This is a genomic window from Meinhardsimonia xiamenensis (assembly GCF_900102905.1).
Taxonomy (GTDB): domain Bacteria; phylum Pseudomonadota; class Alphaproteobacteria; order Rhodobacterales; family Rhodobacteraceae; genus Meinhardsimonia; species Meinhardsimonia xiamenensis.
This window is the reverse complement of record NZ_FNFV01000001.1, coordinates 126,992-138,065: the sequence shown is the minus strand read 5'-3', so window position 1 is coordinate 138,065 and position 11,074 is coordinate 126,992. Positions and strand designations below refer to the sequence as shown.

The 11,074-nt window shown below is 70.4% G+C and carries 9 protein-coding genes; 4 read left to right on the top strand and 5 right to left on the bottom strand.

Features of this window, described 5'->3' with window-relative positions:
• Window positions 1-42 precede the first annotated feature (42 nt).
• Complete coding sequence (locus tag BLQ14_RS00685) at window positions 43-807, bottom strand: hydroxypyruvate isomerase family protein (RefSeq protein ID WP_092497179.1); 765 nt, start codon at window positions 805-807, stop codon at window positions 43-45.
• On the bottom strand, window positions 807-1,418 hold the full coding sequence (locus BLQ14_RS00680) for a DUF1285 domain-containing protein (protein WP_092497177.1): 612 nt from the start codon (window positions 1,416-1,418) through the stop codon (window positions 807-809). The genes BLQ14_RS00685 and BLQ14_RS00680 overlap by 1 nt, the downstream gene beginning before the upstream one ends.
• Window positions 1,419-1,489: 71 nt before the next feature.
• Between BLQ14_RS00680 and BLQ14_RS00675 the strand changes: the two genes are divergently transcribed.
• The 4 genes from BLQ14_RS00675 to BLQ14_RS00660 all read left to right on the top strand — a co-directional run bounded on the left by BLQ14_RS00675 (window position 1,490) and on the right by BLQ14_RS00660 (window position 8,215).
• On the top strand, window positions 1,490-2,497 hold the full coding sequence (locus BLQ14_RS00675; protein ID WP_092497175.1) for an AAA family ATPase: 1,008 nt from the start codon (window positions 1,490-1,492) through the stop codon (window positions 2,495-2,497).
• Entirely contained in the window at window positions 2,494-3,369 is an 876-nt protein-coding gene (locus BLQ14_RS00670) for a DUF58 domain-containing protein (RefSeq protein ID WP_092497173.1), read from the top strand. Before BLQ14_RS00675 ends, BLQ14_RS00670 begins: the two co-directional genes overlap by 4 nt.
• A complete protein-coding gene (locus BLQ14_RS00665) occupies window positions 3,369-6,140 on the top strand; it encodes a DUF4159 domain-containing protein (RefSeq protein WP_092497171.1) in 2,772 nt (923 codons plus the stop codon). Before BLQ14_RS00670 ends, BLQ14_RS00665 begins: the two co-directional genes overlap by 1 nt.
• A 68-nt stretch (window positions 6,141-6,208) precedes the next feature.
• Window positions 6,209-8,215: a hypothetical protein gene (locus tag BLQ14_RS00660; RefSeq protein WP_092498268.1), complete on the top strand. Its 2,007-nt coding sequence runs from the start codon at window positions 6,209-6,211 to the stop codon at window positions 8,213-8,215.
• 59 nt (window positions 8,216-8,274) lie between these two features.
• On the opposite strand, the gene BLQ14_RS00655 is transcribed toward BLQ14_RS00660, so the two are convergent.
• From BLQ14_RS00655 to glcF, 3 genes are all read right to left on the bottom strand, one after another.
• Window positions 8,275-8,778, bottom strand: a complete 504-nt coding sequence (locus tag BLQ14_RS00655; protein WP_092497169.1) for an Hsp20 family protein — start codon at window positions 8,776-8,778, stop codon at window positions 8,275-8,277.
• Window positions 8,779-8,903: 125 nt separating this feature from the next.
• Window positions 8,904-9,725 carry a trypsin-like serine peptidase gene (locus BLQ14_RS00650; protein WP_092498266.1) on the bottom strand — a complete coding sequence of 274 codons (822 nt, stop codon included), beginning with the start codon at window positions 9,723-9,725 and terminating at the stop codon, window positions 8,904-8,906.
• Between the two features lie 50 nt (window positions 9,726-9,775).
• Window positions 9,776-11,071, bottom strand: coding sequence for a glycolate oxidase subunit GlcF (gene glcF / locus BLQ14_RS00645; RefSeq protein WP_092497167.1), 1,296 nt, complete (start codon window positions 11,069-11,071; stop codon window positions 9,776-9,778).
• Between the last annotated feature and the right edge of the window lie 3 nt (window positions 11,072-11,074).

The following is an 11,074-nucleotide window of genomic DNA, read 5'->3' as shown; positions in this document are numbered from 1 at the left end:
CCTCTGTTTATGCAAAGCACTGACGCGATCAGAAAGAGGCCCTCAGCGAGCCGCGAGCTTTCCCAGCCACCCCAGCCCCTCGGCCGTGCTGCCCGCCGGGTGATACTCGGCGCTCACGAAGCCCTCGTAGCCATCGGCATCGAGCCGCGCGAAGAAGGCCGGAAAGTCGATCTCCCCGCTTCCCGGCTCGTGCCTTCCGGGGTGGTCGGCGATCTGCACATGGCGCACCAGCGCGCGGTGCCGCTCCCATGTGCCCAGCACGTCGCCGGTGATGCGGTGGGCATGATAGGCGTCGAACTGCAAGCCCAGATTGGGCGCGCCCACCTCGGTGATGATCTCGGCGGCAAGGTCAAAATCGGCCAGGAAATAGCCGGGCATGTCCACCGGGTTGATCGGCTCGATGGTCAGCGACTGCGCCGGCGCCTCGGCCGCGGCCCAGGCGAGGTTGCGCAGGAAGGCGGCGCGCGCTTCCGGCCCTTCCGCCGCCCCGGCCATGATGTGGATGTGGCGCGGCCCGAGCGCGCCCGCGTAACGCAGCACGCGGGCGAAATCGTGGCGAAACCGCTCCTCTCCGCCGGGCAGAGCGGCAAAGCCGGGCGTGCCGCCGGTGTAGTTGGGCGGCGGCGCGTTGATGAGCGCAAGCGGCAGGCCAGTGGCCTCGAGCCTCCGGCGCAGCGCCGGCACGGGCGTGTCATAGGGAAAGAGGATCTCCACCGCCTCGAAGCCCGCCTCTGCCGCAGCGTCGATGCGCTCCGGCAGATCAAGCTCGGAGAAGAGAAAGCTGATGTTGGCGGCAAACCGGGGCATCAGGGAAGCTCGGCAGCGGGGATGATGGGGAAGAACACGCCGCCCGACCAGAGGCCGAACCACGCCTCGCCCCCGTGCTCCTCTACGGTGCCGATCTCGACCAGCCGGTAAAAGCTCTTGCGGTCGATCAATGCCTCGAGGTTGGCGCGCACAAGCACATAGGGCGCGGGCTCGCCCGTTTGCGCGTCGCGCTGGACGCGGATCGGGTGCTCGGCATCGGCGGTGACCCGGTCGCCGACATTGGTGATGAAGGTCAGCCGCTGTTCGCGCCCTTCGCCCTCGACCTCGAAATCGACGGCCACGAAGGGAGCGTCATCGACGGTGATGCCCACCTTCTCCACCGGGGTGACGAGAAAGTAGCGGTCGCCCTCGCGCTTGAGGATGTTGGAGAACAGCCGCACAAGCTCGGGCCGGCCGATGGGCGTGCCGAGGTAGAACCATGTGCCGTCGCGGGCGATGCGAATGTCGAGATCGCCGCAGAAGGGCGGGTTCCACAGATGCACCGGCGCGGGCCCCGCACCCTTGCCCGCCGCCCTGGCGGCCTTGGCGATGTTCTCCGCGCTCGGGGTCGGCGGCCCGCTTTCGGCCTTCACGTGCTTTTGCGCGCACATCGGTTTTGCCTCCCGTCGCCCTTGGGCTAGTCTTCTGCCATAGCGATATACACCCCTCCGGGAGCATTGCCATGGCCGAGACAGAAAACCTCGTCGCCGAGATCGAGGCGCTGGGCGAGAAACTGGGTGAGGCGCGCGCCTCCATCACCCGGCGCTTCATCGGGCAGGAACAGGTGGTGGAGCATGTGCTTGCCACGCTGCTCGGCGGCGGGCACGGCCTCTTGATCGGCCTTCCGGGGCTGGGCAAGACGCGGCTTGTCGAGGCGCTTTCCACCGTCATGGGGCTTTCGGGGCGGCGGGTGCAGTTCACACCCGATCTGATGCCGGCCGACATTCTCGGCTCCGAGGTGCTGGAGACCGCGCCCGACGGCAGCCGCAGCTTCCGCTTCATCGAGGGGCCGGTGTTCTGCCAGCTCCTGATGGCCGACGAGATCAACCGCGCGAGCCCCCGCACCCAGTCCGCGCTTCTGCAGGCGATGCAGGAGCGTTCGGTGACCATCGCCGGCCACGCCCACCCGCTGCCGGTGCCCTTCCACGTGCTCGCCACACAGAACCCGATCGAGCAGGAGGGCACCTATCCGCTGCCCGAGGCCCAGCTTGACCGCTTCCTGTTGCAGATCGACGTGCACTACCCCGACCGCGACACCGAGCGCGCCATTCTTCTCGCCACCACCGGCGCCAGCGAGGAGGAGGCGGAACAGGTGTTCACCGCCGACGAGCTGATCGCCGCCCAGCGCCTTGTGCGGCGGATGCCCGTTGGCGAGGCGGTGATGGAGCTGATCCTTGATCTCGTGCGCGCCTTCCGCCCCGGCGAGCCGGAGGCGGGCGAGCTTGTCAATTCCTCGGTCGGCTGGGGGCCGGGGCCGCGTGCTGCACAGGCGCTGATGCTCACGGTGCGCGCGCGAGCGCTTCTGCACGGGCGGCTCGCGCCGTCGGCCGAGGATGTGGTGGCGATGGCGCGGCCGGTGCTCTCGCAACGCATGGCGCTCACCTTCGCCGCGCGCGCCCGTGGCGAGACGCTCGGCCATGTCATAGACAGCGTGACCGAAGAGGTCACCCGCATCGAGGCCGCCGCGTGAGCACCGCGCCTGAGCTTCGCCAGCGCGCCGAGGCGCTCGCCGGGCTGTTGCCGCCCCTGCTCGCGCATGCCGAGCATCTGGCCGCGGCGGTGCTGATGGGCGCCCACGGTCGCCGCCGCGCGGGCCAGGGCGAGGAGTTCTGGCAGTATCGCGCCGCCCGGCCGGGGGACGAGGCCCGCGCCATCGACTGGCGCCGCTCGGCGCGGTCGGACGCGCATTTCGTGCGCGAGAAGGAATGGCAGGCGGCGCAGGCGGTGCACATCTGGGTGGACGAGGCGCAGTCGATGGATTTTGCTTCGGACCCCGAGCTCGGCACCAAGGGCGACAGGGCGCGGCTTCTGGCGCTGGCGGCGGCGGTGCTTCTCGTGCGCGCCGGCGAGCGGGTGGCGCTGGCCGCGCTCGGCACGCCGCCGCGCACGGGCGAGTTGCAGCTTCTGCGCATCACCGAGGCGCTCACGCAACCGCGCGACCGCCCCGACTATGGCGCGCCCGAGGTCAGGGGGATGCCGCCGCATGCGCGCGCGGTCTTCATCTCCGACTTTCTCGGCCCGCTCGAGCCGGTGGCGGCGCAACTCACCAAGGCCGCCGACCGCGGGGTGAAGGGCGCGCTTGTGCAGATCCTCGACCCGGCCGAAGAGGCGTTTCCCTATGACGGGCGGACGATCTTCGAGAGCATGGGCGGCGAGCTTCGTCACGAGACGCTGAAGGCGGGCGAGCTGCGCGGGCGCTATCTCGAGCGGCTCGCGGCGCGAAAGGCCGAGCTTGCCGATCTCGCCCGCGCCACCGGCTGGCAGTTTCATTGCCACCACACCAGCCAGAGCGCGCAGGCCGCGCTGATGTGGCTTTATGCGGCGCTGGAGCGCAGACGCTGATGTTCATGCTCGGGCCCATCGGCTTTACAGCGCCATGGATCCTTGCCGCACTTGCGGCGCTGCCGATCCTGTGGCTTCTCCTGCGCGCGGTGCCGCCCGCGCCGATCCGCCGCCGCTTTCCCGGCGTGGCGCTCCTGCTGGGCCTGACCGATGACGAAACCCAGACCGACCGCACGCCGTGGTGGCTTCTGATGTTGCGCACGCTTGCGGTGGCGGCGCTGATCCTGGGCTTTGCCGGGCCGGTGCTGAACCCGCAGGAGCGCACGGCCGGATCGGGGCCGCTTCTCATTCTCGCCGATGCAAGCTGGGCCAGCGCGCGCGACTGGCCGCGGCGGCTCGAGCGGATCGAGGTCGCGCTTGACGAGGCGGGCCGCGACGGCCGGCCGGTGGCGGTGGTCACGCTCACCGATCTTCCCGCTGGCCCCCCCGCCTTTCAGGCCGCAGGTGCATGGGCGGGGCGGCTTGCGGCGCTGGCGCCGAAGCCCTGGGAGCCCGACATGGAAGCCGCCGCCGCCTGGGCCGGAGCGCTAGAGGGCGGTTTCGAGACTTTCTGGCTTTCGGACGGGCTCGCGCGCGAGGGGCGGGAGGCGCTTCTGGCGGCGCTTCAGGCGCGGGGGGGCGTGCGCGTGTTCGAGGATCCGCGCCCCGTTCTGGCGCTGCGCCCGCCTGTCTTCGACGGCGGCACGATCACGCTTTCGGCGGTGCGCAGCCGGCCCGGCGCGGCGGCGGAGCTTGAGCTTGTCGCGCAAGGGCGCGACCCGCTCGGCGTGGAGCGGGAGCTTGCGCGCGCCACCCTCGCCTTTGCCGAGGGTGCGCGCGAGGCGGAGGTGGCGCTGTCGCTGCCGGGCGAGTTGCGCAACCGCATCAGCCGCTTCGAGCTTGCCGGCATCCGCTCGGCCGGAGCGGTGAGCCTGACCGACGATGCGCTGCGCCGGCGCGAGGTGGCACTGATCGCCGCGCGCACCGACCGCGAGGGGCTCGAGCTGCTCTCGCCGCTCTACTATCTGCGCAAGGCGCTGGTGCCCACGGCCGATGTGATCGAGGGCGGGCTTGCCGACGTCTTGCCGGCCAACCCCGATGTGATCGTGCTGGCTGACGTGGCGAAGATCGCTGAACCGGAGGCCGAGGCGCTGCGCGCCTGGGTGGAGGCGGGCGGGCTTCTTCTGCGCTTTGCCGGCCCGCAGCTTGCCGCCAGCGATGTCTCGCGCGCCGAGGAGGATCCGCTGATGCCGGTGCGGCTGCGCGCGGGCGGGCGCACGGTGGGGGGTGCCATGAGCTGGGGAGAGCCCAAGCGCCTGCGCCCCTTCGCCGAGGGCTCGCCCTTCTACGGCCTTGCTGTGCCCGACGATGTGACCGTGCGCGCGCAGGTGCTGGCCCAGCCCGACCCCGAGCTTGCCGGGCGCGTCATCGCCACGCTCGCCGACGGCACGCCGCTTGTCACCCGCAAGCGCATGGGCGCGGGGCAGGTCGTGCTGTTTCACGTCACCGCCAATGCCGAATGGTCGAGCCTGCCGCTCTCGGGCCTCTTCGTGCAGATGCTGGAGCGGCTCGCCGTCTCCTCCCGCCCGCCGCAGCCCTCGGCCGAGGAGCTCGCGGGCACCGTCTGGTCGCCCGAGAAGGTGCTCGACGCCTTCGGCCGGATCGAGGATGCAGGCACGCTTCCCGGCGTGCCGGGCGAGCGGCTGGCCGAGGCGCGGCTTGGCCCCGACCTGCCCCCCGGCCTTTATGCCGGCGAGGAGCGGCGGCTCGCCGTCAACGTCGCGCGCGCCGACACCGTGCTTGCGCCCGCGCGCTGGCCTGCTTCGGTGCCGGTGGAGGGGATGGGCGCCCAGCGCGAGATGATGCTTGCGGGTCCCCTCTTCGCCGCCGCGCTGATGATGCTGATGCTCGACATCCTCGCCTCGCTCTGGCTCTCGGGCCGGCTCGGCCTGCGCCCGGCGGCAACGGTGGCGCTCGCCGCCCTCGCCCTCGCCCTGCCCGCCCCCGAAGCCGCCCGCGCGCAAGAGAGCGAGGCCGACGCGCGCGCCATCGCCGCCACGCGCGAGGTGACGCTTGCCCATGTGCTCACCGGCAACGCGCGGGTGGATGAGGTGGCCGCGGCCGGGCTGCGCGGGCTCAGCCGCGTGCTCTTCCAGCGCACCTCGGTGGAGCCGGCCGAGCCGATGGCGGTGGATCTGGAGCGTGACGAGCTTGCCTTCTACCCGCTTCTCTACTGGCCGGTGACGCCCGACCAGCCGCTGCCCTCGGCGGCGGCCTATGCCAGGCTCAACCAGTTCCTGCGCACGGGCGGCATGATCGTCTTCGACACGCGCGATGCCGACATTGCCCGTTTCGGCGCCTCAAGCCCCAATGGCCGGGCCCTGCAGCGGCTTGCGGCGGCACTCGACATTCCCCCGCTCGAGCCGGTGCCGGCCGACCATGTGCTGACGCGCACCTTCTACCTCTTGCAGGATTTCCCAGGCCGCCACGCCTCCCGCGATGTGTGGGTGGAGGCGGCGCCACCCGATGCGGAGAAGGTGGAGGGCATGCCCTTCCGCAACCTCAACGACAACGTCACGCCCGTGGTGATCGGCGGCAATGACTGGGCGGCGGCCTGGGCGATCGATCCTGCGGGCAACCCGATGTTTCCCGTCGGCCGCGGCTTCGGCGGCGAGCGGCAGCGCGAACTTGCCTATCGCTTCGGTGTCAACCTCGTGATGCATGTGCTGACCGGCAACTACAAGTCCGATCAGGTGCATGTGCCCGCCCTTCTGGAGAGGCTCGGCCAGTGATCGGATCAGGGACCGGATCGGTGATCTTCGACCCGCTCCTGCCCTGGGCCTTCGTCGCCGGGCTCGGCATGGCGCTGGCCGCGTTTCTCGCCCTTGCGCTGTGGCGCGGGCTTTCGGGCTGGTGGCTGAGGGCGATGGCCGCAGCGGTGGTGCTGGCCGCGCTCGCCAACCCCTCCTTCCAGCGCGAGGAGCGCGAGGCGCTGAGCGACATCGTCATCGCCGTCATCGACGAGAGCGCGAGCCAGAAGCTCGCCGACCGCCCCGCGCAGACGGCGGCGGCGGTAGAAGCGCTCGAGGCGGCAGTTGCCCGATTGCCGAACACCGAGCTGAGGGTGTTCCGGCTGGGCGATGGCGAGGGCAACGAGGGCACGCTTCTGATGAGCCGTCTTGCCGAGGCGCTGGCCGAGGAGCCGCGCGCGCGGCTTGCGGGCGCGGTGCTCGTCACCGATGGCCAGCTCCATGACATCGACCGCGCCCCGTCGCTGCCCGCGCCGCTGCATGTGCTGCTGACCGGGCGCGAAGGCGATTGGGACAGGCGGCTCATCGTGAAGAATGCGCCCGCATTCGCGATTCTCGGCGAGACGGTCACGCTCACCCTGCGCATCGAGGATCAGGGCGCCGCCCCGCCGGCCGATCGGGCGGAGCTCAACATCTCGGTCGATGGCGGCGAGGAGATGACCTTTGTCGTGCCGGTGGGGGAGGATCTCGAGCTGCCGCTCGAGCTGCCGCATGGCGGGATCAACGTGATCCGCTTTGCCGTGCCGCCCGCCGAGGGGGAGCTCACCGACCGCAACAATGCCGCCGTGGTGCAGATCAACGGCGTGCGCGACAGGCTGCGTGTGCTCCTCGTCTCCGGCGAGCCGCACATGGGCGAGCGGGTGTGGCGCAACCTCTTGAAATCCGACAGCGCGGTGGATCTGGTGCATTTCACCATCCTGCGCCCGCCCGAGAAGCAGGACGGCGTGCCGGTCAACGAGCTGTCATTGATCGCCTTCCCGACCCGCGAGCTGTTCCTGGAGAAGATCGACGAGTTCGATCTCATCGTCTTCGACCGCTACAAGCTGCGCGGCATCCTGCCCGCGCTCTATCTCGACAACGTCCGCCGCTATGTCGAGGCGGGCGGGGCGGTGCTGGTGGCCGCGGGGCCCGATTTCGCCTCCGCCGCGAGCCTCTACCGCTCGCCGCTTGGCGAAGCGATGCCGGGGGTGCCCACAGGAAGGGTGATCGAGCAGGGCTTCCGCCCGGCGATCACCGAGCTCGGTCGCCGCCACCCGGTCACTTCCGGGCTCGAGGACTTTGCTCCGCAGGGCGAGGGCGGCGAAAGCCCGGCCTGGGGGCGGTGGTTCCGGCAGGTGGAGGTGGAGCCGGTCTCGGGCAATACGGTGATGGCGGGCATCGAGGGCCGCCCCTTGCTCATTCTCGACCGCGTCGGCGAGGGGCGCATCGCGCTCATGGCCTCCGATCACACCTGGCTGTGGAGCCGGGGCTTCGAGGGCGGCGGGCCGCAGCTCGAGCTTCTGCGGCGGCTGGCGCACTGGATGATGAAGGAGCCCGAGCTCGAGGAGGAGGCGCTGCAGGCAACAGCAGAGGGTGCGACCGTCACCATCGTCCGGCGCACGCTGGGCGAGGGCGCGCGCGAGGTTACCGTGACCGCCCCGGACGGCAGCAAGGTGACGCTGACGCTCGAGGAAGTCGCGCCGGGCCGTCTCGAGGCCGTCTGGCAGGCGCCCGAGATGGGGCTGTACCGGCTCACGGACGGCGAGCTTGACGCGGTGATTGCGGTGGGCCCCGCCGCGCCGCGCGAGTTCGAGGCGACGATTGCCGAGCCGTCCGCGCTTGCCCCGCTGGTGGAAGCGACGCGCGGCGGCGTGGCGCGGCTCGAGGAAGGCATGCCTGACCTCAGGCAGGTGCGGGCAGGGCGGGCCGCAGCCGGGCGCGGCTGGCTCGGCATCACCCCGCGCGGCGCCTATGTGACGGCCGATGTCACGCTGCTGCCGCTCGTCTCGCCGTGGATCTTCCTGATGCTGGCGGGGCTTCTGACCGTGGGGGCGTGGCTGCGCGAGGGTCGGCGGTAGCGCGCAAAAAAGGCGCGCATGCTACACATGCGCGCCCGGAAACGACCTCCGTCAGGCGATCAGTTCTTCGCCTTGGCGGATTTTTCCTCTTCGACCGTTTCCGCCTCCTCCACGGCCTTCATCTCCACCGTCTTGCCGGTGTTGATCTCGATGCGCCGAGGCTTCAGCGCTTCGGGGATCTCACGGCGCAGATCGATGTGGAGCATGCCGTTTTCCAGCGTCGCGCCGATCACCCGCACATGGTCGGCGAGCGTGAAACGCCGCTCGAAGGCGCGGGTGGCGATGCCACGATGCAGGAAGGTGCGGTTCTTCTCCTCCTCGGTTTCGGTCTTGCGGCCGGTCACGATCAGGGTGTTGTCCTTCACCTCGACGGCGAGCTCATCCTCGCTGAAGCCGGCCACGGCGATCGAGATGCGGTAGGCGTCGTCCGCCGTCTTCTCGATGTTGTAGGGCGGATAGCCGGGCTGGCTGACGTCGCTGGTGAAGACACGATCGATCAGGTCGGCAAGCTGATCGAAGCCGACGGTCGCACGATAAAGCGGAGCAAGATCAAAGTTGCGCATTGGTCATCCTCCTTTGAGCGATAGCCAATCCTGTGCCTTCCCCCACGGGGACAGGCGGGTCGCCGGGCCCTTTGCGGCACCCGGCAATCAAGATGTGGGTAATTCGCGGCCGCCGTTCAAGAGGGTCAGGGCCGCAGGAAACGCGCGCCGGTCTCGTGTCGGGGCATGCCGTTGCCAAGGCGCAGGATCCGCGGGCCATTCGCGGTTGGGGCCCGGTTCGGACTCGGCCCGATCAGCGCCATCACCTCCTCGAGCGAACCCTCAACGGCGGAAGCGACGGAGACCTTGCGCCCCCGCGCCTCGGCCTTGGCGGAGATCACCGACACGATGCGCGCGGCGCCATCCTCGAAGCTGAACACGGGCGCGCCCGACGAGCCGAAATCGACCTGACAAGACAGGATGAGCGCCCCGCCCGAGCGAGCGAGCACGCCGCAATCGCGCTCGAGCGAGGGGCTTTCGGCGCGGTCGTGGGCGTAGGAGACGACGCCCACCCGCGCGCCCTTGCCCGGCCGCCGCCCGGTGGCGAAGGGCTTGATCGTGCCGTTGCGGATCGGCTGATCGAGCCGCAGCAGCGCGATGTCATGGGCGGCGCGGCCGAGGGCGGTGTCGGCGCCGGGCGCAAATCCCGGATGAATGGCCACGGCCCGCACGCCGCGATAGGCCGAAGCGCGCCCGGCGCGCCAGTCGGCGAGAAAGCGGATCTCCTCCGGTGCGAATCGCCGCCCCGTCTCCTTGTCGCGCAGGCAGTGTGCCGCCGTGAGCACCAGATCTTCCTCGATGAGCGACCCGGTGCAGAAGGCGCGGCCGGCAAACTCGACCCGGCCGACAGCGCGCCAGCCGCGGGCGTCATCGCCGGTGAGGAGCGCCTGCAAGCCGTCGCTTTCGCTGGCGCGTACCTCGGTCTTGATCAGCACAAGGGCCAGGAAAATCGCAATCCACTTCCACATGTCCATCCCTCCAGCCCCGCGAGAAGGGATAGGGGAGGGCTTGGGCGGATTTATGGCCTGATCGTGGACAATGCCGGCGGTTTCGGGCCTCCCGTGGCCCAGTCGAGCAGCTCGACGGTGTGCACGACCGGAATGTCGGTGCCGCCGCCGATCTGCACCATGCAGCCGATGTTGCCCGCCGCGATGACATCCGGCGCGCGCGCCTCGAGCGTTGCCACCTTGCGCCGCTTGAGCTCGGCGGAGATCTCGGGCTGCAGCAGGTTGTAGGTGCCGGCCGAGCCGCAGCAGAGGTGACTGTCGGCCGGTTCCACCACCTCGAAGCCCGCGCGTCTCAAGAGCGCCTTGGGCGCCTCGCGGATCTTCTGGCCATGCTGCAGCGAACAGGCGGCGTGATAGGCCACGCGCAAGCCCTTGGGCGCTCCCTCGGGCAGGCCGAGCTCCTTGATGACCTCGGTCACGTCGCGGGCGAGCGCGGCCACCTGTGCCGCTTCCTCGGCCAAAGGGTCGGTGCGGAACATGTGGCCGTAGTCCTTCACCGTGGTGCCGCAGCCGGAGGTGTTGATGACGATGGCATCGAGCCCTTCGCCGCGCACCTCCGCCATCCACGCGCGGATGTTGCGGGCGGCGAAGTGATGCGCCTCGGCCTCGCGGCCCATGTGATGGGTGAGCGCCCCGCAGCAGCCCGCGCCGCGCGCGACCACCACCTCCGCCCCGAGCCGGCGCAGAAGGCGGATGGTGGCGTCGTTGATGTCGGTGTTGAGCGCGCGCTGGGCGCAGCCCGTCATCAGCGCCACCCGCGCCCGCCGCTCGCCGATCGCCGGAAACACCTGCGGCGCGTCATTGGGGCTCACGGGCGGGATGTTCTTCGGCGCCATCTCCAGCATCGCCCTCAGCCGCGCGTCGGGCATCAGCCAGCGGAAGGGCCGGCCGATCTTGGCGCCGAGAAGCGCAAGGCGGAAGCGCGTGGGGTAGGGGATGATGCGCGCGAGAAGCCAGCGCAGCGCCCGGTCGGCCCAGGGGCGGCGGTAGGTCTTCTCGATATAGGCGCGGGCGTGGTCCACCAGATGCATGTAGTGCACGCCCGAGGGGCAGGTGGTCATGCAGGCAAGGCAGGACAGGCAGCGGTCGATGTGGCGCACGGTGCGCTCATCGGCCGGCCGGCCCGATTCGAGCATGTCCTTGATGAGGTAGATGCGCCCGCGCGGGCTGTCGGCCTCGTCGCCCAGCACCTGATAGGTGGGGCAGGTGGCGGTGCAAAAGCCGCAGTGCACGCAGGCGCGCAGGATCTCGTTGGCGCGCGCGATGCCCGGATCCTTGAGCTGCTCGGCGGTGAAATTCGTCTGCATGGC